The 23,146-nt window shown below is 62.7% G+C and carries 23 protein-coding genes; 16 read left to right on the top strand and 7 right to left on the bottom strand.

Translation table 11 applies throughout. The annotated features are described in order from the left end of the window. Nucleotides 1-253: 253 nt before the first annotated feature. From ACD578_RS18955 to ACD578_RS18945, 3 genes are all read left to right on the top strand, one after another. A complete protein-coding gene (locus ACD578_RS18955) occupies nt 254-1,117 on the top strand; it encodes a flagellin (protein WP_404287508.1) in 864 nt (287 codons plus the stop codon). Between the two features lie 75 nt (nt 1,118-1,192). Beyond that, nucleotides 1,193-1,825, top strand: a complete 633-nt coding sequence (locus tag ACD578_RS18950) for a hypothetical protein (protein WP_404287506.1) — start codon at nt 1,193-1,195, stop codon at nt 1,823-1,825. Continuing rightward, entirely contained in the window at nt 1,822-2,610 is a 789-nt protein-coding gene (locus tag ACD578_RS18945) for a DUF1217 domain-containing protein (protein ID WP_404287504.1), read from the top strand. Before ACD578_RS18950 ends, ACD578_RS18945 begins: the two co-directional genes overlap by 4 nt. A gap of 4 nt (nt 2,611-2,614) precedes the next feature. Here the strand turns inward: ACD578_RS18945 and ACD578_RS18940 are convergent, their stop codons facing one another. Beyond that, nucleotides 2,615-2,989, bottom strand: coding sequence for a hypothetical protein (locus ACD578_RS18940; protein ID WP_404287502.1), 375 nt, complete (start codon nt 2,987-2,989; stop codon nt 2,615-2,617). A 192-nt stretch (nt 2,990-3,181) separates the two neighbouring features. Here ACD578_RS18940 and ACD578_RS18935 point away from each other — a divergent pair, with 192 nt between their 5' ends. Next, the gene (locus ACD578_RS18935; protein ID WP_404287500.1) at nt 3,182-3,319 is read left to right on the top strand and encodes a hypothetical protein; all 138 of its coding nucleotides are present in this window, start codon (nt 3,182-3,184) and stop codon (nt 3,317-3,319) included. Nucleotides 3,320-3,660: 341 nt separating this feature from the next. Beyond that, nucleotides 3,661-4,329, top strand: a complete 669-nt coding sequence (locus ACD578_RS18930; protein WP_404287498.1) for a transglutaminase-like cysteine peptidase — start codon at nt 3,661-3,663, stop codon at nt 4,327-4,329. A 158-nt stretch (nt 4,330-4,487) separates the two neighbouring features. Here the strand turns inward: ACD578_RS18930 and ACD578_RS18925 are convergent, their stop codons facing one another. Further along, nucleotides 4,488-5,087, bottom strand: a complete 600-nt coding sequence (locus ACD578_RS18925) for a hypothetical protein (RefSeq protein ID WP_404287496.1) — start codon at nt 5,085-5,087, stop codon at nt 4,488-4,490. Nucleotides 5,088-5,275: 188 nt separating this feature from the next. Between ACD578_RS18925 and ACD578_RS18920 the strand changes: the two genes are divergently transcribed. Then, nucleotides 5,276-6,946 (top strand): methyl-accepting chemotaxis protein, encoded by a 1,671-nt coding sequence (locus tag ACD578_RS18920; RefSeq protein WP_404287494.1) that lies wholly within the window; start codon nt 5,276-5,278, stop codon nt 6,944-6,946. Nucleotides 6,947-7,024: 78 nt separating this feature from the next. On the opposite strand, the gene ACD578_RS18915 is transcribed toward ACD578_RS18920, so the two are convergent. Next, nucleotides 7,025-7,486 (bottom strand): response regulator, encoded by a 462-nt coding sequence (locus tag ACD578_RS18915; RefSeq protein WP_404287492.1) that lies wholly within the window; start codon nt 7,484-7,486, stop codon nt 7,025-7,027. 248 nt (nt 7,487-7,734) lie between these two features. Between ACD578_RS18915 and ACD578_RS18910 the strand changes: the two genes are divergently transcribed. From ACD578_RS18910 to ACD578_RS18900, 3 genes are all read left to right on the top strand, one after another. Then, nucleotides 7,735-8,142 (top strand): response regulator, encoded by a 408-nt coding sequence (locus ACD578_RS18910; RefSeq protein ID WP_404287490.1) that lies wholly within the window; start codon nt 7,735-7,737, stop codon nt 8,140-8,142. A gap of 46 nt (nt 8,143-8,188) precedes the next feature. Beyond that, entirely contained in the window at nt 8,189-8,611 is a 423-nt protein-coding gene (locus tag ACD578_RS18905; RefSeq protein WP_404287488.1) for a response regulator, read from the top strand. A 90-nt stretch (nt 8,612-8,701) separates the two neighbouring features. Further along, on the top strand, nt 8,702-9,115 hold the full coding sequence (locus tag ACD578_RS18900) for a response regulator (protein ID WP_404287486.1): 414 nt from the start codon (nt 8,702-8,704) through the stop codon (nt 9,113-9,115). Between the two features lie 161 nt (nt 9,116-9,276). Here the strand turns inward: ACD578_RS18900 and ACD578_RS18895 are convergent, their stop codons facing one another. Next, nucleotides 9,277-12,747 carry an indolepyruvate ferredoxin oxidoreductase family protein gene (locus ACD578_RS18895; RefSeq protein WP_404287484.1) on the bottom strand — a complete coding sequence of 1,157 codons (3,471 nt, stop codon included), beginning with the start codon at nt 12,745-12,747 and terminating at the stop codon, nt 9,277-9,279. 162 nt (nt 12,748-12,909) lie between these two features. Between ACD578_RS18895 and ACD578_RS18890 the strand changes: the two genes are divergently transcribed. Further along, nucleotides 12,910-13,365 (top strand): Lrp/AsnC family transcriptional regulator, encoded by a 456-nt coding sequence (locus ACD578_RS18890; RefSeq protein ID WP_404287482.1) that lies wholly within the window; start codon nt 12,910-12,912, stop codon nt 13,363-13,365. Nucleotides 13,366-13,536: 171 nt separating this feature from the next. Here ACD578_RS18890 and ACD578_RS18885 read toward each other — a convergent pair whose 3' ends face one another. Genes ACD578_RS18885 through paaZ form a run of 3 tightly spaced genes read right to left on the bottom strand, consistent with a single transcriptional unit; the run spans nt 13,537 to nt 18,119 of the window. Continuing rightward, nucleotides 13,537-13,956, bottom strand: coding sequence for a PaaI family thioesterase (locus ACD578_RS18885; protein WP_404287480.1), 420 nt, complete (start codon nt 13,954-13,956; stop codon nt 13,537-13,539). 48 nt (nt 13,957-14,004) lie between these two features. Then, the gene (locus ACD578_RS18880; protein WP_404287478.1) at nt 14,005-16,095 is read right to left on the bottom strand and encodes a 3-hydroxyacyl-CoA dehydrogenase NAD-binding domain-containing protein; all 2,091 of its coding nucleotides are present in this window, start codon (nt 16,093-16,095) and stop codon (nt 14,005-14,007) included. Next, nucleotides 16,092-18,119 (bottom strand): phenylacetic acid degradation bifunctional protein PaaZ, encoded by a 2,028-nt coding sequence (paaZ, locus tag ACD578_RS18875; RefSeq protein WP_404287476.1) that lies wholly within the window; start codon nt 18,117-18,119, stop codon nt 16,092-16,094. Before paaZ ends, ACD578_RS18880 begins: the two co-directional genes overlap by 4 nt. A 214-nt stretch (nt 18,120-18,333) precedes the next feature. On the opposite strand from paaZ, the gene ACD578_RS18870 reads away from it, so the two are divergent. The 6 genes from ACD578_RS18870 to paaE all read left to right on the top strand — a co-directional run bounded on the left by ACD578_RS18870 (nt 18,334) and on the right by paaE (nt 23,133). Continuing rightward, on the top strand, nt 18,334-19,230 hold the full coding sequence (locus ACD578_RS18870; RefSeq protein ID WP_404287474.1) for a PaaX family transcriptional regulator C-terminal domain-containing protein: 897 nt from the start codon (nt 18,334-18,336) through the stop codon (nt 19,228-19,230). Between the two features lie 224 nt (nt 19,231-19,454). Continuing rightward, on the top strand, nt 19,455-20,450 hold the full coding sequence (gene paaA / locus ACD578_RS18865) for a 1,2-phenylacetyl-CoA epoxidase subunit PaaA (RefSeq protein WP_404287472.1): 996 nt from the start codon (nt 19,455-19,457) through the stop codon (nt 20,448-20,450). A 14-nt stretch (nt 20,451-20,464) separates the two neighbouring features. After that, on the top strand, nt 20,465-20,755 hold the full coding sequence (gene paaB / locus ACD578_RS18860; protein WP_152712580.1) for a 1,2-phenylacetyl-CoA epoxidase subunit PaaB: 291 nt from the start codon (nt 20,465-20,467) through the stop codon (nt 20,753-20,755). After that, nucleotides 20,755-21,513 carry a 1,2-phenylacetyl-CoA epoxidase subunit PaaC gene (paaC, locus tag ACD578_RS18855; protein WP_404287469.1) on the top strand — a complete coding sequence of 253 codons (759 nt, stop codon included), beginning with the start codon at nt 20,755-20,757 and terminating at the stop codon, nt 21,511-21,513. Before paaB ends, paaC begins: the two co-directional genes overlap by 1 nt. A gap of 14 nt (nt 21,514-21,527) precedes the next feature. Next, nucleotides 21,528-22,040, top strand: a complete 513-nt coding sequence (paaD, locus tag ACD578_RS18850; RefSeq protein WP_404287467.1) for a 1,2-phenylacetyl-CoA epoxidase subunit PaaD — start codon at nt 21,528-21,530, stop codon at nt 22,038-22,040. 16 nt (nt 22,041-22,056) lie between these two features. Further along, the gene (gene paaE, locus ACD578_RS18845) at nt 22,057-23,133 is read left to right on the top strand and encodes a 1,2-phenylacetyl-CoA epoxidase subunit PaaE (RefSeq protein ID WP_404287465.1); all 1,077 of its coding nucleotides are present in this window, start codon (nt 22,057-22,059) and stop codon (nt 23,131-23,133) included. The last annotated feature ends 13 nt before the right edge of the window (nt 23,134-23,146 follow it).

Genomic DNA, 23,146 nt, shown 5'->3' with positions numbered 1-23,146 from the left:
GCATCGGACGGCCATTAGTAAACAGGAAGCACAAGCACCGCAGACGAAGCGCTCATCGCTTCAGGTGCCTAAGAAAGCACTATGGTACGCCTTCCGATGAAGGCCAGGCATGATGCCAATCCATTTTGCCGGTAAAAGCCCGGATGTCATGTGAGCAGCGGATCGAGATTTCCCTCGAGGCATGAAGCCACTCCGCTGGGTCGGTTAAAGTCCGACATTCCCTGAACCATCACATCATTCAAGGAAGAAGCACATGTCTTCGATCAACACGAACCTCTCCGCCATGACCGCCCTGCAGTCGCTGAAGTCGACGCAGAATGCCATGAACAAGAACCAGAACCAGATCTCCACGGGTCTGCGCGTCTCGGAGGCTTCGCACAACGCCTCCTACTGGTCCATCTCCACGCAGATGAAGTCTGACAACGGCGCTCTGAGCGCGGTCAAGGACTCGATCGGCCAGTCCAAAGCCATGATCAACACCTTCACCTCGGCGATGGACAAGTCACTGACCTACCTCAACAAGATGAAGGCCGGTCTCGTTGCCGCGACCCAGCCGGGCGCTGACCTTGCGAAGATTCAGGAAGAGTTCAAGGCCAACATTGCAGGTATGAAGAGCGCTGCTGGCTCCGCGAACTTCAACGGCCAGAACTGGCTTGCCGGCGCGGCCCCTACGGCAGAGCCCAAGCTGGTTGTCTCATACGACGGCAATACCAACTCGGTTGGCCTTCTTCAGATCACGACTGCTGAAACGCGCTTGTTCACGGATGCTACCGCTGGTACGGGTGGCCTCCTTGGCACTGTTGCAGCCATCGATATTTCGGCTGTGACGGATCTGAGCACCATCGATGCTGAGCTCAAGAAGGTCGACACGGCGATCACCGCTGTGACGAAGGGCTCGGCAATGCTCGGCGCTAATAAGGCCCTGCTCGAGACCCAGGAAGAGTTCATTGGCGCTCTCTCTGACTCGCTGACGGCCGGTGTGAGCACCTTCATCGATGCCGACATGAACGAGGCTTCGACCCGCAACCAGGCTCTGCAGACCCAGCAGCAGCTCGGCGTGCAGGCTCTCTCGATGGCGAACCAGAACAGCCAGATGATCCTGAAGCTCTTCCAGTAAGAGTTGCAGCATCCACCTGAAGGGAGCCTCGCCTCGCAAAGGGCGAGGCTTCTTTCGTTGGAAAGGATTGTCGCGATGCTGAAGAAGCTGTCGTTCTATACCCACTCCCGGATCGCGAGACTGGCGGCTGGACTGGCCTCCGTTGCGGCGTTGCTCGCGATCCCGACCGCAGCCGGCGCCGTGGCGAACTGGTTCGGATCATGGGATTACGTCCTCAGGCACGATGCCGAGGGACAGCCCATGGCGGCCTTCGCCCGCCTGCGTGGCGAGAACGGTTCCCTCCTGTGGCTGACCTGCCAGCGCCAGGTGCTCGACAGCGATCAGCCGCCGGTGTCGTTCATCACGGCGGCCGTTGCCCAGAAGCAATATCTCGGCCGGAGCGACCCTCGCGGGCGGAGCACGGTCTACTGGTTTGATGGGGGATCCCCGGAAGTCGGCCACTGGGTCTATCGCGACCGGCATGGCCAGATCCCGGAGCCCGAACAGGTCCATGCCTTCGTCGAGAGGCTCGCCCAGGCACAAAGCCTGACCGTCGAGCTGTCGAACTACCGCTATGAAGCCCGGACGGTCGAGTTTCGCCTCAATGCCGCGGACACCAGTAACGTTGCCGAAAGGTTCAGGAAGGATTGCCGGGATATTCTCCGCGAAACGCCGCCCGTCCCGGAGTCGGGCTTGACCGCAACGAAGCTACGGAAAGCTGCTCCATGATCAGCACATCGACACGCTATCAAATCGTCAACAAGGACATGGCGCGCACGAAATCCCTGATCGAGAAGGAGCCTGCGACCAAGCGCGAGATCGAGTATTATCAGGCCAATATCAAGAACATCAAAACGATCGATGAGTTCATCAAGAATGATAGGCTCTTCAAGTTCGCCATGAAGGCCTATGGCCTCGAGGACATGGCCTATGCCAAAGGTCTCTTCAAGAAGATGCTTCAGGAGGGCATCTCAAGCAAGACTAGCATGGCGAACAAGATGTCGAACCCGCTCTATAAGGAGTTCGCCAAGGCGTTTGACTTCGCGGGAAAGGGCGCTGCTGCAACATCAGCCGCCAGTGCAACGACCGAGGCAGTCTCGAAGTATGTCCAGATGGCCCTCGAGAAGAAGGAGGGCGAACAGAACCAAGGCGTTCAGCTTGCCATGTACTTCAAGCGCAAGGCGTCGTCCGTGACAACGACAATGGGAATCCTCGCCGACAAGGCCCTTCTCAAGTTTGTTCAGACGACATTCGGCATTCCCGAATCCGCGTCGAAGGCCGATCTCGACATTCAGGTCCGGAATCTGGAAAAGCATCTGAACATAAAAGATCTCCAGGATCCGAAGAAGGTCGACAAGCTCATTCAGCGCTTCAGTGCCATGTGGGATATCAAAAACGCGAGCACGACGCAGATGGCCCCCGTTCTGACCCTGTTCGATCAGTCGTCAGTGGAGCAGGGGTTCAGCGTCGACCTGATGATGAGCATCACGAAGCTCAGGCTCGGCGGCTTCTGACCTACTACTTCGCAATGACGTCCACGACGATCCGCTCGGTGACGGGTGTTGCATCCGAGAGTGCGTTCACGACGAAGACGCCGCTGCAGATGGTCGTGACCTTGCGGATCGGCGTGCGGTGCTTGTCGGCGCCGACCATGTAGTTCACCGTGTAATAGGGCTCGCCGCCGATGAAGGCGGTCTGCTTGCTCTCGAAGACGTAGCCTATCTGGGTCGGGCTGATCCGGTAGACCGTCCGAGGCGGGCCCCAGGCGGCGATGCGCGCGGAAATCGGCTTCCCGATATAATCCGAACATGACAGGGCGAGCGTTTCATAGGTCGTCGGCACGCAGCCGCCGACGCCGATAGCCGCCGCGAGTGTCACGAAGAGCGTTCTCAAGAAGATCTCCCAGGGAAACCGATGTTCACTTCGGTTCGACACTATACGCCGATCCCGGGCGACCGAAGCTCTTCCTGTGAATGTAGTAAACCTCATGCCGGAACCGTTGAGGCTGCGAAAACGCTTCGTCAGGTTCGGGCAAGCTCGCGATGTCATATGGAAGGAGTACCTCCAAGTGATGAGGAAAGATCCATGGCTGTCGTTCTGGTGCCCGTCGTTGCTGCTTCCCTGGTCGGGCTGATCGGGACGCCTGTCTTCCGCCTCATGGTCTCCTCGACGAGGACGAGGCATTGGGCGAGACATCGCAGCGTGGCGCAGAGCCGGTATTGAATGAAACGAGGCCTTGATGCGCCGAAGGCGCCGCATTGATCGTCGACGATCACGGTTGATGCCGAGACAGGGCAGCCGCTCGGTTGCCGGACGCACCATTTCATCGGTTCTCGACGGGATTCCGGCGTCAAACAGGTCCGGTTGTATTCGAACCCGCCCAATACTGATCTTACCTCTTCGTTCAGAGAGGTCGCCATCTCACGATGACGCCGGTTGCTTGCTCTGTTGCTGGAAGTCAACAGTGACGAGTCGTTCGTGACCTTGCGACGAGTTCGCGCTTGCGCCGAGCGTCCGCTGCTGACAGCTTTGTTGAAAAGAAAAAAGCTGAACAGACGCGGGGCATGAGCGTGATTACTTTCAGGACGATACGGAGGCGAGGTAAACGCCTCAATCATATCTTCGCTGCGGCGGGGCTCGCCGCATCCGTCCTGTCCGCCATGGCCGGTGCGGGATCGGTTCTCGCGCTACCCCAATCACCGATGCCCGGAGATGCGATTCTGACCGTGGGGGCGGCCGGGCCGACTCCGGCATGGGTCGCGTTCTGCACGCACATGCCGCGGGAATGCGCTCTCAATCCTTCAGAGCCTGACACGATCGTTCTCAATCAGGCGATCTGGAAGACCATTGCCGACGTGAACGAGCGCGTGAACAAGGAGATCCTGCCGGTGACGGACCAGGATCACTGGGGTGTCGCGGATCGCTGGGATTATCCCGATGACGGACTGGGCGATTGCGAGGACATCCAGTTGCTGAAGCGTCGCCTTCTCACCGAATCAGGCCTGCCGCAGCGAGCCCTGCGCATGACGGTGGTCATCGACGAGATCGGCGCTGGGCACGCCGTGCTCATGGCGAGAACGGATCGCGGCGATTACATTCTCGACAACAAGCGCAATGCCGTCCTCCCCTGGCAGCAGACGGGCTATCGCTATGTGAAGCGGGAAGGGTCCGACAGTGCGGGCTGGGTCTGGCTCGGAAACCAGGCGGCGCCGATGGTGACGGCGACGAAGTAGGCGGCGGGCCTGTCGAACAAAGCCCTGTTCCGATCTCGATCAGGACGATGGGGCGATGTCAGGCGAGGCACTTGGTCGAGTGCCGCACGACGCGCTCATCAATGACGAGGGCGTCGAACGGATCCCGAAAGGGCAAATCCACGTTCAAGCCTGATGTGCTAGCTCGATGCCCGCGCCGACGGCGACTGAGTGATCATGGTCTCGGTCGTCAGGACGACCCAGCCCGCATCGGAACGCTCGATGGAGATGATCTGGCCGATTCCGGGCAGCGTCATGCCGGGCGTAACCCACCAGAGGCCTTCGGGGCCTTCGATCAGGGCTGATCCGCCTGTCGCCCGATGAACGACGTAGCGTTGGAACAGCGCTCCTCTGCTGGCGGTCTGCGCTGCCGCATCGCCCTTCTGACCTGCAGCCGGTTGAATCTCTTTCTTGGTCAGTGAGCCGGTTGTCGCGGGGCTCAGATCGGAGGGGCGCGTCGAATTTGCGGCGGCTCTGCCGGCGGTCGTGTTGGTCACGGCGCTCTTGAGATAAGTATAGCTGTCGCTCAAATGCAGGGCGTAGACCGGCAGTCCGATTGCGGAGAGAGTGAGGGCCAGTCCCAAGCACATCACGATGCGGTCGCCCACCGCCTCGCGGGCGCGGATGGATTCTTCGATGCGTTGAACCTTCCGCTCTCGTTTCTCAGCCGTGGAGACGGGCCCCTTGCCGCTTCCGGCCATGGCCACCTGCTCCAATACCTTATCGAACCGAATGCCCATGGAAACCGCCAGGTTGAGAATCGCGTGCAATCATTCCTATGGGTTTATGCTTAAGAATTCGTCACCTGCCGCAGAGAAACCTGGCTGTATTCACCGCAAGGATAAGGCAGCCTCACGCAAGCATCCGCACGATATCATCGAATGCCATTCGTGGATGTTGCGGTGGCTTTGGTCGTTCGGGGTTGATAATGAAGATTAGAACGAAGATTTTCGCGCTCGTCGCGGCGTTGAGCTTTGTTGCTGTCATGACGGCTGCCGTCGGCATCAGCACGCTGCAAACGTATAACCAAGCTGTCGACGACGTGAGGCTCGCGGCCACCCGTGCTCTCTATGGAGAGCGCCTCAATCGCCTGGTCACCCATGTCGTCATGGAAGCCAGAGGCATCTATGCATCGAAGGATACGACCGAAGCACGCAAGTTCGGTGACGGGCTTCTCGCGACACTCAAGGACATGGACACTCTCCTGAAGGAGTGGGAGCCGATCGTTCCAAGCGACAGCAAGGCCCTGTTCGATGCTGTCGTGACAGATGCGGCGGAGTTCAAGAAGTTCCGCTCCGAGACCGTGAGGCTCGGCGCCGATGTCTCGCCCGCGGCCGCCAATGCGCAGGGCAACAACGACGCCAACCGGGCCAACCGGAAAGCCTTCCAGGTCAGCATCGACGCCTTGACCAAGCGGGGCAGCGAAGAGATCGCAGCCGTCGAGCGTCGTGCGACCGAACTCTACGACCAGCGGCTGATGCTGCTCATCTCGATTGCGCTGGCGGGCACCCTCATTGCGCTGCTGATCGGCTGGCTCGTCGGCCATCGACAGATCGCGCAGCCGCTGAAGCGCGTGACCGATGCCATCCAGAAGCTCGCCTCGGGCGACTACAACCTGCCGCAGGCCAAGGCCGGCAAGGACGAGATCGGCGATATCTGGAAGGCGACGCAGGTGTTCGCCGGTGCCATGCAGGAAGCGGCGGACCTTCGGCATGCCCAGGCCGAAGCCGAGAAGCAGGCAGGCGAGCGGCGCAGGATCGAGATGATGGCGCTCGCCCAAAGCTTCGAAGGCAGCGTCGGCGGTCTGGTCCAGCATCTCTCGGTCGCCGCCCAGCAGATGGAAGCGACGGCCCGCTCGATGGCATCGACGGCTCAGCAGACCAACCAGCAATCGAACTCGGTGGCGGCCGCGGCCGAGGAAACGTCCAGCAACGTGCAGGCCGTTGCGGCTGCGGCCGAGCAGCTGGCGGCTTCCTCCAACGAGATCGGCTCGCAGGTGTCGCAGACATCGGTTGCGGCGGCGAAAGCTGTGCAGAATGCGCGCAAGACCAACGAACTCGTGGAAACGCTGGCGGACGGCGCGCAGAAGATCGGCGACGTCGTCGCCCTGATCAACACGATCGCAAGCCAGACCAACCTTCTCGCGCTCAATGCCACCATCGAGGCGGCGCGGGCCGGCGAGGCCGGCAAGGGCTTTGCCGTGGTGGCCGCCGAGGTGAAGGAGCTCGCGAACCAGACCTCGCGGGCGACCGAGGACATCAGCTCCCATGTCCATCAGATCCAGCAATCGACGAAGGGTGCGGTCGACGCCATCCGCGACATTGGTCTCACCATCGAAGAGGTGCACCAGATCGCCACCAGCGTCGCCGCCGCCGTCGAAGAGCAGCAGGCCGCCACGCAGGAGATCGCGCGCAATGTCAGCGAGGCGGCAAGGGGCACGCAGGACGTGAGCGAGAGCATCGTCCAGGTCCAGGGTGCGGCCACCCATGCCGGTTCGGCCGCGTCTCAGGTGCTCGCCGCGGCCGGCGAGCTGGCGTCCAACTCGAATGCGCTGAGCAAGGAAGTCGAAGGCTTCCTCCAGGGAGTGCGGGCCGCCTAGAACCCAAGGGCGGATCGCATTCTCGAACGATCATCGGGCGCAGTTCTCATGAGCTGCGCCCGAATGCCATGAGGCCGATCAGGCGGTCTTCGGAATGGGCGCAGCCGCGCCATCGGCGGTCCCGTCGGTTCCTCCCTGCGGCTTGGCGAGGGCGCGGGCGGCTTGAGCCTTTTCCGTGGCGGCTAGGACATGGGACACCAGGGTCGCGTGGGAGTAGGGCTTGCCCAGGAAGACCGCTCCCGGGGGCAAATCATCGGCCCGCGGCCACTCGCGGCCCGAGGCGACGAGAATCCCCATCGAGGGCCAATTCTCGTGGATCTGCCGGGCCAGGTCATAGCCATTCATGCCGGGCGGCATCTCGACATCCGAGAGGACCACGTCCACGTCGACCTCGGCCTTCAGAACCCTCAGGGCCTCCTCCGCGTCCGCCGCCTCGATCACGCGGAACTGCGCCTCCATGAGAATGTCGGCCACAACCAGCCGCACCAACGGTTCGTCTTCCACCAGGAGAATGACGCCTAAGGGCTTCGGATCAGACAAGGGACCAACGCGACATCAGGAGAGGGCAAAAGTGAAACGTGGCCATTGATAGACGGTTCCGCTCCCCGAGGCCAGCGGGTTGAGGGGGACAACCCGACTGAACCCCGGGAGAACCGTTGAGGCAGAAGCACGTTGTCCGCCTGAAGCATCGGTCCGATGCTCAATTCCTCAAGCAGCGCATCGTCCAGAGCGGAAAGCCGGGTCCACTTTTCCGCACGATGCGCCAGTGTATCGCGTCAGGGGCAAGAATGAGCGCTGCATCCGTCACGGTTCTTCCACGCCGGACACCTCCCACCATCCTAGTTGTCGAAGACGATGTCCGGGTCCGGTGCCTTGTCAGCGACGAATTGCGCGGCTCGGGATTCAAGGTCCTGGAGGCCGGGTCTGCCGAGGAGGCCCTGACGGTGCTCGAGGCCGTCCGGGTCGATCTCCTCTTCATGGCCCTCGACCCGCAGGGATCCGGGAGCGGAGTGGAGACGGCGCGTCGCGTCGGCGCCCAGCAGAAGCCCATCAGGATCATCGTCGCTTCTGCGGATGGGGACGGGTCGGAAGACTTGGACCTCGGTGACCTCGGTCTGCTCATTCGCAAGCCGTATCGCGCGTCCCAGGTCGTCGACCTCGTCATCCGCAGTCTCAACTGGCCGGAACCCCCGTGAGGCAGGGCGGGTGGAACCAAGACAAAAGCTGGGCGGTTAGCAGAAAGTGAGCACGATATCGACAAATGTCACGGCTGACGCCGATTCTTCCCTTCAGACCGTTCTCGTCGTCGAGGACGAGGTTCTGATCCGTCTCGTCATCGCGGATTACCTGCGCGAGTGCGGCTATCGGGTCCACGAGGCCGTCAGCGCGGAAGAGGCGGTGGTGATCCTCCAGTCGCCCGAGGTGTCCGTCGATGTGGTGTTCAGCGATGTCGAGATGTCCGGGAGTATGGATGGCTTCGGACTGGCGCGCTGGATCCGCGCCAACAAGCCGGGAACGCAGGTGATTCTCACCTCCGGGGCGGAGCGGTCGGCGGATATCGCCGCGACCCTCTGCGAGGCCGGTCCCTTGTTGAAGAAGCCTTATCCGTCACAGGACGTCATCGATCGGATCAGACAGCTCACGGCGAAAGCCAGACGCGCCTGACAAAGTTCCTGCCCTGCTTCAGCACGTTCGAAAAGCCTGCGCCTGTGCGACCGGAGGGAACTGGATCGGATCGGGCCCGTTTCCTGGAGCATGAAACCGCATCGCAGAGTTGTGAAACACCCTGTCGTTCTCCTGGTCGAAGACGAGCCTCTCGTTCGTCTGACGCAGGTCGATATTCTGCGAGAGGCCGAGTTCTGGGTCGTCGAGGCCCAGGATGCCGACGAGGCGTTCGAGGTGCTGAAGAGCCGGCCGGACATTTCCGTCGTCCTCACGGACGTGGACATGCCGGGCTCCATCGACGGCTTCGAATTCGCCCGGCTGGTCCGGCAGGGCTGGCCCGAGGTGGGAGTGCTGGTGATCTCCGGCAAAACCGGGCCTGGCCCCGGCGACCTGCCGCCCAACGCCGCCTTCCTCCATAAGCCCATTCTCCCGGATGATCTGGTGGCGGCCCTGCAGAAAGCGATGGCGACAACGCCGCAAAGCAGCGTGACCCAGGATTCCTAGGGCCGGGTCATCGAAACGCAGCTGCTATTTGGCGCGTCTCGGATGCCACCCTCTGCCGTCATGGCCGGGCTTGTCCCGGCCATCCCGATTCGGAAAGGCACTGCGCCTCACACAGTCGAGATCACCGGCACAAGGCCGGTGATGACGTGGAGCGGTGGCCATCACGCGCGGATCGCTTCCGGCCGGTGGGGGTCGATCACTGCAGGTTCCACCGCGAGACGTTCCCACAGGTGCTCGACATTCGACCGCACCTGATGGATGGCGGCTTCCTTGACCGGACCGTAGCCGCGAATGTCCATCGGAGCCTTGGCGATAGCCAGCAGATCGGCGAAACGCTGGCGATCGAGGCTTTCGAGAATCCTGTCGATCTGTCCCTCGTACCAGCCGATCAGGGCGCGCTCCGTGCGCCGCTCGGCCGTGTAGCCGACGAGGTCGAAGGGCGTCCCGCGCAACACCTTGAGCTTGGCGAGAACGGACATCGGCGTCTGGATCCAGGGACCGAAGCTGCGCTTGCGGGGGCGGCCGCGCGCATCGAGCTTCGACGGGAGGAGCGGCGGTGCGAGGTGATAATGCACCGTGAAGTCGCCCTCGAATTGCTGCCGCAGCTCGTCGAGGAAGCCCGTCTCCATGTGGAGGCGCGCGACCTCGTACTCGTCCTTGTAGGCCATGAGCTTGAAGAGCGAGCGCGCCACGGCGTCGGTGAGTGTCTCGGAACCAAGAGCGCTTTCCGCCTTGCGGACGCGGGCCACCATGGCCTCGAAACGGGCCGCATAGGCGGCATTCTGGTACGAGGTCAGGAACGCGGCCCGGCGTGCGATCACTTGGTCGAGCGTCTCAACCTCTTCCGGCTTGTCGCCGGCAACTTGGCGCACGACATCGGGATCGGCGCTCAAGAGACGGCCCCAGGCGAAAGCCTGCCGGTTGCGCTCGACGGTTACCCCGTTGAGCTCGATGGCACGCGACAGCGCCTCGAACGAAACCGGCACCAGCCCCTGCTGCCATGCGAAGCCGAGCATCATCACATTGGCATAGACGGTGTCGCCGAGCAGCGACTCGGCGAGCGCATTGGCGTTGATCGTCGCCATGTTTCCGGCGCCGATCACCCGCTCGATGGCCCGCAGGCGCGTCCGGCCGGCGAGATCCGCATCGCGGAAGCGCACCACATCGCCGGTCGGCATTTCCGCCGTGTTGATCACGGCCCGCGTGCCGTTGCGATAGGTGCCCGACGCCTTGGGCGAGGAACTGACGACGAGATCGCAGCCAATCAGTGCATCGGCGGCGCCCTGATCGATGCGGACCTGATGGAGGGCTTCGGGATTCGCCGCAAGCCGGACGTAGCTCAGGACGGGCCCGAATTTCTGGGCAAAGCCCGTGAAGTCCAGCACCGACACGCCGTGTCCTTCCAAATGCGCCGCCATGCTGATGAGCGCGCCGATGGTGACGACGCCCGTGCCGCCGACGCCGGTCACCAGCAGATCGAACGGCTGCGCGAGGCTGGGGAGGGCGGGGGATGGTAGCGTCGCGGCCTGTGCGGCGGCGTCAAAGCCCGTCGTGGTCTTGGCCTTGCGTGTGGCTCCCTCCACGGTGACGAAGCTGGGGCAGAAGCCTTCCAGGCAGGAAAAGTCCTTGTTGCAGGTGGAGAGGTTGATCTTGCGCTTGCGGCCGAAAGCCGTCTCCTTCGGCTCGACGCTCAGGCAGTTGGAGGCCACCGAGCAATCGCCGCAGCCTTCGCAGACGAGGTCGTTGATATAAGCAAACCGCTTCGGGTCCTCCATCTGCCCGCGCTTGCGGCGGCGGCGCTTTTCCGTCGCGCAGGTCTGCTCGTAGATCAGCACCGTGACGCCGGGGATGTCGCGCAGCTCCTTCTGCACGGGATCGAGATCTTCGCGCGGATGGATCGTCACGCCTTTCGGTAGATCCGCCGGAACGAACTTCTCCGGATCGTCCGATACCAGCGCGATGCGCGATACACCTTCGGCGCGGACGCTATGGGCGATGGCATAGACGCTGATCGGTCCATCGACAGGCTGGCCGCCGGTCATGGCGACCGCGTCGTTGAACAGGATCTTGTAGGTGATGTTGGCGCCCGCCGCGATGGCCTGCCGGATCGCCATGGAGCCTGAATGATAATAGGTGCCTTCGCCGAGGTTCTGGAAGATGTGACCCTGGCCGGTGAACTTGGAGGAGGCCGCCCAGTTTACGCCCTCGCCGCCCATCTGGATGAGGGACGAGGTCTCCCGGTCCATCCAGCTTGCCATGAAGTGGCAGCCGATGCCAGCGAGCGCCTTCGAGCCTTCCGGCACTTTCGTCGAGGTGTTGTGCGGGCAGCCGGAGCAGAAATAGGGTGTGCGCGTTGCGCCCGGCACGGCTATGATCCGCTCGGGCTCCGGAGACAGAGCTGAGGCGCGACGGTTGAGATCGAGATCGGGGAAAATCGGATCGAGGCGCTTCGCCAGAACGCCCGCGAGGAAACGCGGTGACAACTCGCCTGTCCACGGGATGAGCCGTTCGCCGGTTTCGTCATGCTTGCCGACCATCCGCTCGGGCTTCGAGCCCGGATAATCGTAAAAGTATTCCTTGAACTGGCTTTCGATGATGCCGCGCTTTTCCTCGACCACGAGGATCTCGCGCTTGCCCTTCACGAACTCCATGGCGTCGTGCAGGGCGAGCGGCCACACCATGCCGACCTTGTAGATGTCGATGCCATGCGCACGGCATGCGGACTCGTCGAGGCCGATCAGGCGCAGCGCCTCCATCAAATCGAGATGGGCCTTGCCGGCAGTGACGATGCCGTAGGAGGCGTTCGGAATATCGTAAAGGCGGCGGTCGATCGGGTTGGCCTTGGCGAAGGCATAGACCGCATGCTTCTTCGCCTCCATGCGCTCCTCGATCTGAGGTCCCGGCAGATCCGGCCAGCGATAGTGCAGGCCGCCGGGTGGCGGCGTGAAATCAGGCTCCTGGAACTGGCGAGGAGGGCGCAGCTCGACGGAGATGCCGGACTCGACGATCTCCGACACCGCCTTGAAGCCGACCCACATGCCGGAGAAGCGGCTCAGCGCATAACCGTATTCGCCGAATTCGAGGTATTCGCTGACGCTGGCCGGATGGAGCGTCGGCATGAACCAGCTCATGAAGGCGACGTCCGATTGATGCGGCATCGACGAGGACACGCAGCCATGGTCATCGCCGGCGATCACCAGCACGCCGCCATGCGGCGACGAGCCATAGGCGTTGCCGTGCTTGAGGGCATCACCCGAGCGGTCGACGCCGGGACCCTTGCCGTACCAGAGACCGAAGACGCCCTGGACCTGCCGGTCGGGATTGGTTTCGACCTGCTGCGAGCCGAGGACGGCCGTGGCTGCCAGATCCTCGTTAACGGCGGGCAGGAACTCGATCCGGTGCGCCTTCAGTTGATCCTTCACGCGCCAGAGTTCGAGATCGACGCCGCCGAGCGGCGAGCCGCGATAGCCGGACACGAAGCCCGCCGTATCGAGGCCCACGTCTTTGTCCCGCGTGGCCTGGTCGAGCACGATGCGGACGATGGCCTGTGTGCCGGTCATAAAGACCCTGCCGGTTTCCCGGGCGTAGCGGTCGGCAAGCTGGTAGGCATCGAGTGACGGAGCGCGGTTCATAGGCCTGATCCCGAAACGAGAAACGCCGTTTGCTGGCTGTTCAAGGATAATCCCGAACGGCTGGTAGGTGTTTCCTATTCATTTCTCCTGATCGGTGCATGTGGTAGAAGGCGTATAAAATAGCCCTATAAATGGTAGGGTCTACCACGGACGAAGGGTGCCATGATCGAGAAGCAGGACGAACACATTCTGGCGCAGCTGCAGAAGGAGGGACGCACCACGAACCAGCAGCTGGCTGAGGATGTGGGCATGTCCACCTCGGCCTGCTGGCGGCGTGTTCGTGCGCTCGAAGAATCCGGCGTGATCGTGGGCTATTCGGCGCTAGTGGATCGGGAAAAGGCGGGGTTTGCCACCTCCGCCATCCTGCATGTGTCGCTGGAGCGGCACGATGCGAAATTCGTCGACGAATTTGTTTCACGTGTAACAGAGCGCGCCGAGGTCATGGAGTGCTTCGCGACCACGGGAGACGCCGATTATCACCTGCGCGTCGTGGTGCGCGACATGCACGCCTACAACGCCTTCCTCGACGAGTTCATGTTCCGGCTGCCCGGCATCCGCTATGTCCGCACCAACGTGATCCTGAAGGAGATCAAGACCAGCGTGGCGCTGCCGTTCTGAGAATCGGGCTCGTAAGGAGCTGGTAGCATCCTCACGTCATCACCAGCCTCGTGCCGGTGATCCCGATGGCTTGAAGCGCAGCGCTTTTCCCATTGAGATGGCCGGGACAAGCCCGGCCATGACGATGAGGGAAGCATATGATGAGCCAGTCTTCGAGGACAGCAGGCTATTCTACTTGCTCTCGGGCAACAGGGCATAGGCGAGCTGCGCCATCGCTACGGGCCGTGTGTCGCAATCGGTCGTGAGCGTCACGCTCCCGAACGCCATGGTGCGTCCGAGGCGAACGACCTTCGCGTCGGCCAGCACATCGGCATTGGCTGCAGGGCGAAGGAAGTGCATGGTCTGATCAACGGTCGTCATAGGCCGGTAGGCGCCGCCGGCGGAGGAGACCGCGAAGACCATCGCGGTATCGGCAAGGCTCATGAGAGCCTGCCCGCAGATCACGCCGTTGTCGCGGCAGAGTTTCTCCGAGAACCGCATGCGTAAGGTCGCGCCCTCCTTGTCGAGGCTCGCGACGGAGAGATTGAGGTCCTGCACCCACGGCGCAAAGACATCGGTCAGCATCCGTTCGGCGGTCGCTCGATCGAACATGAATCATCCCCCGCTTCCTGTTTTGCGATCCCGATCGCGGGACTGCGCCTACGGATAGAACTTCGCTCCCGAAGCGGCGCGGCCGACAAGGCCGTCGGCCGGTTCCCAGCCGGGCCCATCCTGGTCGGCACGCTCTTTCACCTGCGCGAGGATCGGCTGCAGCCCCACACGATCCGCTTCGAACAGGGGACCGCCGCGCCAGGCCGGATAGCCATAGCCGTGCATCATCACCACATCGACATCGAGCGGACGCTCGACGATGCGCTCGTCGAGGATCTTGCAGGCTTCGTTGACGATGGCGGCCCGAATTCGGGACTGGATCTCGTCGGCCGGGATTTGGCGCCGCGTCAGCCCCCGCCGCTGCGAAGACTCCTCGACGAGGGTCGTGACGAAAGGATCGACCTCCCGCTTGCCGCCCTCGTAGCGATACCAGCCCGCGCCGGTCTTGCGACCGAAGCGGCCCGCCTCGCAGAGCCGGTCGGCGATGTCGACATAGTGCTCGCGCGGGTCGCGGGTCGGCGCCAAGCGCTTGCGGCGCGCCCAGGCGATATCGAGGCCGGCGAGATCCGATACGGCGAAAGGTCCCATCGGGAAGCCGAACGCCTCAAGGGCAGCGTCGATTTCGTGCGGCAGGGCGCCTTCCTCGAGCAGATACTCCGCCTGCAGGCGATAGCGCGACAGGATGCGGTTCCCCACGAAGCCATCGCAGACCCGGCAGACCACGGCAATCTTGCGCAAGCGCTTGGCAAGACTAAGGCCTGTTGCAACGACGTCGGCGGCCGTTTTGTCGGTCCGCACGATCTCGAGGAGCTTCATCACGTTGGCGGGACTGAAGAAATGCAGTCCCACCACGTCGGCCGGCCGCGAAGTGACAGATGCGATCAGTGATATGTCGAGGTAACTGGTATTCGTTGCCAGGATTGTTCCAGGCGGAAGAATCCCGTCGAGATCGCGGAACAGCGCCCGCTTGACCTCCAGATCCTCGAACACCGCTTCGATGACGAGATCCCGATCCGACAGGGAGCTCGTTCCAAGCGCATACCCAATGGTCCGCAGGCGCTCATCCCTCGCTGCCGCCGTGAGCCGACCGCTCGCAACCTGCTTGTCGTAGACATCTGCGATCCGGGTCTGCCCGGCAGCAAGCGCCTGTTCGCTCGCCTCGACGACCTTGACGTCGAAACCCGCATCCGCAAAGGCGATGGCGATGCCGGAGCCCATGGTTCCGGCGCCGACGATCCCGACCTTCTGAACCGGGCGAGGTTCAACGGAATCGAGGCCCGGAAGACGCGTCACCTCCCGCTCGGCGAAGAAGGCGTGACGCAGGGCAGCCGACTGCTCGGACGAGCGCAGTTCCAGGAATGTCTCACGCTCACGCGCCATGCCGTCCTTGAGCGGAAGGCTTGCGGACAACAGCACGAGTTCCGCGGCCTTGCCTGGCGCCTCGGCGCCTCTCGCCTTCCTGCGGATCTCCGCGGCTTTTGCGGATGCAGCTTCGGCATCCATCGGCGCCACAGGTCGCTCCCCGGTGCGGCGTAGCGGCTGACCGATCAGTTCCCGCGCAAGCTCTATCGCGTCCTGGCGCAGATCGCCGGAGGAGAGGCGGTCGACCAAGCCGAGACGCAGAGCTTCCGCCGCCTTTACGGTTCTTCCGCTCGTCACGAGATCGAGGGCAGCTTCGAGCCCGACGAGCCGAGGCAGGCGCTGCGTGCCGCCGGCTCCCGGGACCAGCCCGAGCTTGACCTCCGGCAGACCAAGGCTTGCTCCTGGCTCGGCAACACGGGCATGGCTTGCCAGCGCAATCTCGCAGCCACCGCCGAGAGCCGTGCCGTGGACGGCAGCAACAACCGGCTTGGAGCAGGCTTCGATGGCGTTGATCACATCCGGCAGGTGCGGCTCGCGTGGGGTCTGGCCAAACTCGCGGATGTCGGCTCCCGCCACGAAGGTGCGGCCGGCACAGGCAATCACGACGGCTTCGATCCGCGGATCGAGGTCGACGTCATGGATCGCCTCGAGCAGTCCGGCTCGCACGGAGTGCGACGTGGCGTTGACCGGAGGATTGTCGATTTCGATCACTGCGACAGGAGCCGTTGGAATCAGCCTGACCGGCTCGGCCTGCTCGGGCGACGCGGCTGCGGTCATGGGCGCACCGCATTCATCGTGAGAAGCTCATAAGTCGCGACCGTTTCGCCTTTGTCTGTCATGATCTCCACGTCCCAGCGGACCTCGCCGTACTGCTCGTTACGCGGCGATTTCGACTTTGTCGTCAGCCGAACCCTGATGGTCTCGCCCGGCTGCACGGGTTTGATGAAACGTAAGGAGTCGAGGCCGTAATTGGCAAGCACCGGTCCGAGATCCGGGTCGACGAAGAGGCCGGCCGCGAAGGACAGAAGCAGATAGCCATGGGCCACGCGGCCGGGGAAGAACGGATGGTTCTTCGTAGCTTCCTCGCTCATATGGGCATAGAAGGTGTCGCCGGTGAATTCCGCGAAGTGCTCGATGTCCTCAAGCGTGATCGTGCGTTCCTTCGACACGAAGGTCTGCCCGATCGCAAGATCCTCGAAATAGTAGCGGAAGGGATGCCGTCCCTCTTCGATGGTCGGAGCGCCCTTGATCCAGCTTTGCGTCACACGTGAGAGCATGGCGGGCGAGCCCTGCAAAGCCGTACGCTGCATGTAATGGTGCACGCCGCGCATGCCGCCGAGTTCCTCGCCGCCGCCGGCGCGTCCTGGTCCGCCGTGGACCATGTGCGGCATCGGCGAGCCATGACCGGTCTGTTCCTTCGCGCAGTCGCGGTCGATCAGCACCAGGCGGCCATGAAAGGTGCCGACGCCGAAGACGAGATCGGCCGCCGAGGCGGGATCGTAGGTGTAGAGGGAGGCCACGAGGCTGCCGTCGCCACGATTGGCCAGCGCCACGGCCTGATCGAGACCGTCATAGCCCATCACGGTGCAGACAGGGCCGAAAGCCTCGACGCCGTGCACGTTGGTGGCCCGGATCGGGTCCGGGCAATGCAGCAGGAGAGGGGGGATGAAGGCGCCGCGCTCGCGGTCCGCGCCCTCGACTGTGAAGTTGTCGGGATCGCCAATAACGATATTTGCCTCCGTCCGCAGCTTCGCCACCTGCGCGAGCACATCGCGGCGCTGTCCGAGACCGACGACCGGTCCCATGCGGACGCCCTCAAGCTCGGGATTACCGACCTTGATCTTGGAAAGCCGCTCGCCCAAAGCCTCGATCACAGCAGGCACATGCGCGTTGGGGGCAATGGCACGCCGGATGGCCGTGCATTTCTGACCGGCCTTGACCGTCATCTCCTTCGCGACCTCCTTGATGAAGAGATCGAACTCCGGCGTGCCCGGTCCAGCGTCAGGTGCAAGGATGGCCGCGTTCAGAGAGTCGCGCTCGGCGATGAAGCGTACGGATTCGCGGGCAATCACCGGATGCCGCTGCAGCTTCTGCGCCGTGTCGGCGGAGCCGGTGAACGACACGACATCCTGACAGGTCAGGTGGTCGAAGAGATCGCCTGTGGAGCCGACAATGCATTGAAGCGTACCCTCGGGGAGGATGCGCGATTCCGCGATCATGCGCACGAGCGCGTGCGCCACGTAGGATGTGATCGTCGCGGGTTTCGTGACCACCGGCACGCCGGCCAGGATTGCAGGAGCGAGCTTCTCGAGCATGCCCCAGCAGGGGAAGTTGAAAGCGTTGATGTGAACCGCAACGCCATTCAACGGCGTCATCACATGCTGGCCGACGAAGCTTCCGCCTTTGGAGAGAGGTTCAATGGCCCCATCCAGGAGGAAGGTGGCGTTGGGCAGTTCGCGACGGCCTTTGGAGGCATAGACGAAGAGTGTGCCGATGCCGCCATCCACATCGATGAAGTTGTCGGATCGCGTGGTGCCGGTCTGGTAGGAGAGCGTGTAGAGCTGGTCCTTGCGCTCTGACAGATAAATGGCAAGACGTTTCAGAAGTTCTGCACGTTGATGGAAGGTCAGCTTCCTTAATGCGGGGCCTCCGACCTGACGGGCGTAAGCCAGCACCTCGCCCATATCGAGACCGCCACTGGCGACCTGCGCGACCACTTCTCCGGTGACGGCGCTGTGAATTTCGGCCAGTTCTTGGCCGGGCGACATCCAACTTCCGCGAACGAAGCTCTCGAGTCTCATTGGGGCACCTTGGAATGATGAATGTGCGGCCGCTTTGGCATTGTCGCACGTTTCAGGCATTATTGACCGACCGGTCGGTTAGTCAAGGAATATTGGAGGCGCTCGGTGCAGGAGCTATGGCTCGACAGGCATGGGGAACAGTGAGTAGGTGAGGGAGAGACGAGCCGAGGAGGCGAGTGCCGCCTCCGCCATATGGTAACCGGAGTAGGCTTGCATGGCAGCGTTTGTGGAGAACCTCCTGGACAGGTTTCACGAGCGGACGCCGATCCGGGCGGGGTCGCTGATCGTGACGGTTTTCGGCGACGCGGTGGTGCCCAGAGGCGGGGTGCTGTCCCTGACGTCGCTGCATGAGATCATGCGGGCATTCCGCATCAGCGACACGCTTGTCAGGACAGCCCTGTCGCGTCTCGTCTCCGAGGGTTGGTTCGAGCGCTGGAAGGTTGGGCGCAACAGCTATTATCGTCTGACGCCTCAAGGACACGAGGCTTTCGCCGAAGCCACGCAGCGGATCTATGCCGATCCGCCCCAGGACTGGCAGGGTTCCTTCGATCTCCTCCTGCTCGAGAACGCCCAGGATCGGAGCGCACTCCGGGCCGAGCTCTCGGCGGCAGGCTACGGTGCCCTCGGGCCGGACCTTCTGATGGCGGCCGCGGCATCGGCCGGAAAGACGGGCCCGTTCTTGAGACTTGCCGCGACCCCAGCCGACCTGCCGACAGCCCGGAGGCTGGTGGAAAGGGCGTGGCCCCTGGCCGAGATCGAAAGCCGCTACAGGCGTTTCATCGATACCTATTCGGGGCCCCTCGGCGCTCTGGAACGGGGTGTAGGCTTCACGAATCTCGATGCTCTGTTGGTCCGCATCCTCCTGATTCACGATTACCGCAGGGCCGTCCTGAAGGACCCACTGCTGCCGTCCCAGCTCCTCCCCAAACCCTGGGCCGGCACGGCGGCCCGCGCGCTATGTGGCGCGATCTATCGGACCCTACTGCCAGCGGCGGAGCGCTGGATCGACACTCATGCTCTGAACGATAGGGGCCCGCTGCCCACAGTCGACAGAGACTTCAAGCAGCGCTTCGCAAGCTTGGAGCCAGTGGCGGAGGTGAAGACGGGCTGACGAAAGTGTTACAAAAAATTCTTGAATAATCCAATTTCTGTGACATATTAAAAAGACTCGTGGAAAGCCGGTGAGGCGTGCCGCCTGCGCGCTATAATTGAAATGGCGCTGAAGGGTGGCTCCAGCGGGCAGGGCTCCGATCCTCGCCGCATACGGCTCAGCCTGTCGAAGAGCCGCTCGGGACAGGACGAAGCCCCAGGGCCTTAATGTCAGGGAGAAGCGCCGTGTATGCACAGATGGTGAAAACGGGCGTCGCGCACATCCAATCCAAGGAGGAGATGTCTCCGGAGGAGCGTGCCTTCCAGGACCGCGTCGACGCCGACATCAAGATCGAGCCGAAGGAGTGGATGCCGGAGGCTTATCGCAAGACCCTGATCCGGCAGATCTCCCAGCATGCCCATTCCGAGATCATCGGAATGCAGCCGGAGGGCAACTGGATCACCCGTGCTCCGACCCTGGAGCGCAAGGCCATCCTGCTCGCCAAGGTGCAGGACGAGGCGGGCCATGGCCTTTACCTTTACTGCGCCGCCGAGACGCTCGGCGTGAGCCGCGACGAGCTCCTGGAGCAGCTCAACAGCGGCAAGGCCAAGTATTCCAGCATCTTCAACTACCCGACGCTCACCTGGGCCGATATCGGCGCCATCGGCTGGCTCGTGGACGGTGCTGCGATCATGAACCAGGTGCCGCTGCAGCGCTGCTCCTACGGGCCCTATTCCCGCGCCATGATCCGCATCTGCAAGGAGGAGAGCTTCCATCAGCGGCAGGGCTATGATGCGATGACGAAGCTTGCCCGCGGCACGCCCGAGCAGAAGCAGATGGCGCAGGATGCGCTGAACCGCTGGTGGTGGCCGTCGCTGATGATGTTTGGCCCGTCCGATGCGGAATCGGTCCACAGCGCCCAGTCCCTGCGCTGGAAGATCAAGATCAATTCCAACGACGAGCTGCGCCAGAAATTCGTCGACCAGACCGTGCCGCAGGCCGAGTATCTCGGTCTCACCGTTCCTGATCCGGATCTCAAGTGGAACGCGGAGCGCGGGCACTATGATTTCGGCGAGATCGACTGGGACGAGTTCTATCAGGTGATCGCCGGCAACGGCCCCTGCAACCGTCAGCGCCTGCGCACGCGCGTGAAGGCCTATGAAGAGGGGCAATGGGTGCGCGATGCGGCGGACGCCTATGCGACGAAGAAGGCAGCGCGGGCGCAAGTCAAGGCGGCATAAGCGGGAGAGTAGGAATGACCGACAAGAAGGAGTGGCCTCTCTGGGAGGTGTTCATCCGGAGCCAGCATGGCCTCGCGCACCGACATGTGGGCAGCCTGCACGCGTCCGATGCGGAGATGGCGATCATGAATGCGCGCGATGTCTATACGCGCCGCAACGAAGGCGTCAGCATCTGGGTCGTGAAGGCATCCGATATCGCGGCAAGCTCGCCGAGCGAGAAGGGACCGCTGTTCGATCCCGCCAACAGCAAGGTCTATCGCCATCCGACCTTCTACGAGATTCCCGAAGAGCTGGGGCATATGTGATGAACCAGCAGGACGCTCTCTTCGAGTATCTGCTGCGCCTCGGCGACAATGCCCTGATCCTCGGGCACCGCCTGTCGGAATGGTGCGGGCACTCGCCGGCGCTCGAGGAGGATCTGGCGCTCTCCAATGTTGCCCTCGACCTCATCGGGCAGACGCAGCTCTGGTTGAACCTTGCGGGCGAAGTCGAAGGCAAGGGGCGGGACGCCGACAAGCTCGCTTATCTTCGCGATGGGCGCGAATTCCGCAATGTCCTTCTCGTCGAGCAGCCGAACGGCGATTTCGCCGTCACAATGGCGCGACAGTTCTATTTCGATGCCTGGCATTACCTGCTGCTGCGCGAACTGGCCGGCTCGAAGGATCCCCGCATCGCCGAGATTGCTGCGAAAGGCCTCAAGGAGGTCACGTATCACCTTGAGCGGAGCCGCGACTGGGTGCTGCGCCTCGGCGACGGCACCGAGGAAAGCCATCGCCGCATGCAGACGGCCATCGACGATCTCTGGATGTATACGGGCGAGCTGTTCGAGAGCGACGAGATCGATCAAGCCATGGCTGGCGAAGGTCTCGGGCCCGATCTCGCGACGCTGCACGAGCCTTGGCTCGACCTCGTTCGCGCAACGGCCGAGGAAGCGACGCTGAGCCTGCCGCAGCCGGGCTGGGCGCAGAAGGGTGGCAAGCGCGGCATTCATAGCGAGCATCTCGGCTACATCCTGGCCGATCTTCAATTCCTTCAGCGCGCCTATCCCAACGCCACGTGGTAAGGAGCGCGGGGTCGATGATCGATAGCCTGACACGGCCGGATGCGAACCAGATCAGAAGCTGGCTGGCGGACGTTCCCGACCCGGAGGTGCCGGCAGTCTCCGTCATGGATCTCGGCATCGTGCGCGATGTGCAATGGCAGGACGATGAACTCGTCGTCGCGATCACGCCCACTTACTCGGGCTGCCCTGCAACGAGCGTCATCTCCTTCGAGATCGAGGCCGCTCTGCGTGCAAAAGGGATCGACCGCTTGCGGATCGAGCGCCGGCTCTCGCCTCCCTGGACGACCGACTGGATCACCCAGGAAGGACGGCAGAGGCTCCAAGCCTATGGCATCGCGCCGCCGGCCGAGACTGCAGGCGGGCCATCGCCCTTCGACCGCTTTCTGCGGAAAGACCTTGTGATCGCTTGCCCCCGTTGCCAGTCCGAGAATACCGAGCGGGTGAGCGAGTTCGGCTCGACGCCATGCAAGGCTCAGTACCGGTGCCGTGATTGCCTCGAGCCTTTCGACTACTTCAAGTGCATTTGAAACGAGCGGATGCTCCATGACGAAGTTCTATCCCGTCACCGTTGCCGATGTACGGCGCGAAACCCGCGACGCCATCATTCTCACCCTCGATGTGCCCGATGAGCACAAGGAGGCTTTCCGCTTCTCGCCGGGGCAGTACATGACCCTGCGGACGCATATCGATGGCGACGAGGTGCGGCGATCCTACTCCATCTGCGCAACGCCGATGGAGGGCAGGCTTCGGGTCGGTATCAAGAAGATTGCGGGCGGGGCATTTTCCAATTGGGCCAGCGAGCAGCTCGCGCCCGGGCAGGTGATCGAGGCCATGCCTCCCATGGGCAATTTCTTCGTGCCCCTCGATCGGACCCGCAAGCGGCATTTCGTGGGATTTGCCGCGGGCAGCGGGATTACTCCGTTGCTCAGCATCGTCAAGACGACGCTGGTTGCCGAGCCGCAATCGTCCTTCACGTTGTTCTACGGCAATCGCGCGTCGAGCTCGATCATGTTCCGTGAGGAGCTCGAGGATCTCAAGAACGAGCATCTCGACCGGTTCAGCCTTATCCATATTCTCAGCCGCGAGCACCAGGATATCGATCTGTTCAATGGCCGGTTGAGCAAAGAGAAGTGCGATCAGCTGCTCGATCACTGGATCGATGCCTCTTCGATTGACACTGCCTTCATCTGCGGACCGCAGGACATGATGCAGGGAGTCGCGCAGAGCCTCGAAGAGCACGGTCTCGACAAGCGCCAGATCAAGTTCGAATTGTTTGCCACCTCGACTCCGGGCCGCCGTCAGCGCAGGCCCGAGGAGGCGACGGCGGCGGATAGGAAGAACCTGTGTGAGGCGACCATCGTCATCGATGGGCGAGCCCGCACCCTGTCCTTCGAGAAGGGTACGGCGTCGGTGCTCGATGCGGCAGCGAACGAGGGCCTCGAGCTTCCCTATGCCTGCAAGGGCGGTGTCTGCTCCACCTGCCGGGCGATGCTGGTCGAAGGTGAAGTCGACATGGATGCGAATTTTGCTCTTGAGGATTACGAGATCGCCCGGGGCTACATTCTGACTTGCCAGAGTTATCCGGTGAGCGACAAGATCCTGGTCGATTTCGACAAGTGATGAGGCAAGCGAC

Origin of the sequence: Microvirga sp. RSM25 (genome assembly GCF_044784385.1) — a bacterium.
Taxonomy (GTDB): Bacteria; Pseudomonadota; Alphaproteobacteria; order Rhizobiales; family Beijerinckiaceae; genus Microvirga; species Microvirga tunisiensis.
The sequence above is the reverse complement of the archived record's forward strand: the minus strand, read 5'-3'. Positions and strand labels throughout refer to the sequence as shown.

Bases quoted from the DNA above. Each gene is read 5' to 3' on its own strand.
- ACD578_RS18910 (WP_404287490.1), top strand. From the start codon at position 7,735: ATGAGCGCTGCATCCGTCACGGTTCTTCCACGCCGGACACCTCCCACC.
- ACD578_RS18880 (WP_404287478.1), bottom strand. From the start codon at position 16,095: ATGACCGCAGCCGCGTCGCCCGAGCAGGCCGAGCCGGTCAGGCTGATT.
- ACD578_RS18925 (WP_404287496.1), bottom strand. From the start codon at position 5,087: ATGGGCATTCGGTTCGATAAGGTATTGGAGCAGGTGGCCATGGCCGGA.
- ACD578_RS18955 (WP_404287508.1), top strand. From the start codon at position 254: ATGTCTTCGATCAACACGAACCTCTCCGCCATGACCGCCCTGCAGTCG.
- ACD578_RS18950 (WP_404287506.1), top strand. From the start codon at position 1,193: ATGCTGAAGAAGCTGTCGTTCTATACCCACTCCCGGATCGCGAGACTG.
- ACD578_RS18930 (WP_404287498.1), top strand. From the start codon at position 3,661: ATGAGCGTGATTACTTTCAGGACGATACGGAGGCGAGGTAAACGCCTC.
- paaD (WP_404287467.1), top strand. From the start codon at position 21,528: ATGATCGATAGCCTGACACGGCCGGATGCGAACCAGATCAGAAGCTGG.
- paaC (WP_404287469.1), top strand. From the start codon at position 20,755: ATGAACCAGCAGGACGCTCTCTTCGAGTATCTGCTGCGCCTCGGCGAC.
- ACD578_RS18935 (WP_404287500.1), top strand. From the start codon at position 3,182: ATGGCTGTCGTTCTGGTGCCCGTCGTTGCTGCTTCCCTGGTCGGGCTG.
- paaB (WP_152712580.1), top strand. From the start codon at position 20,465: ATGACCGACAAGAAGGAGTGGCCTCTCTGGGAGGTGTTCATCCGGAGC.
- ACD578_RS18890 (WP_404287482.1), top strand. From the start codon at position 12,910: ATGATCGAGAAGCAGGACGAACACATTCTGGCGCAGCTGCAGAAGGAG.
- ACD578_RS18900 (WP_404287486.1), top strand. From the start codon at position 8,702: ATGAAACCGCATCGCAGAGTTGTGAAACACCCTGTCGTTCTCCTGGTC.
- ACD578_RS18895 (WP_404287484.1), bottom strand. From the start codon at position 12,747: ATGAACCGCGCTCCGTCACTCGATGCCTACCAGCTTGCCGACCGCTAC.
- paaZ (WP_404287476.1), bottom strand. From the start codon at position 18,119: ATGAGACTCGAGAGCTTCGTTCGCGGAAGTTGGATGTCGCCCGGCCAA.
- ACD578_RS18885 (WP_404287480.1), bottom strand. From the start codon at position 13,956: ATGTTCGATCGAGCGACCGCCGAACGGATGCTGACCGATGTCTTTGCG.
- paaE (WP_404287465.1), top strand. From the start codon at position 22,057: ATGACGAAGTTCTATCCCGTCACCGTTGCCGATGTACGGCGCGAAACC.
- ACD578_RS18870 (WP_404287474.1), top strand. From the start codon at position 18,334: ATGGCAGCGTTTGTGGAGAACCTCCTGGACAGGTTTCACGAGCGGACG.
- ACD578_RS18920 (WP_404287494.1), top strand. From the start codon at position 5,276: ATGAAGATTAGAACGAAGATTTTCGCGCTCGTCGCGGCGTTGAGCTTT.
- ACD578_RS18945 (WP_404287504.1), top strand. From the start codon at position 1,822: ATGATCAGCACATCGACACGCTATCAAATCGTCAACAAGGACATGGCG.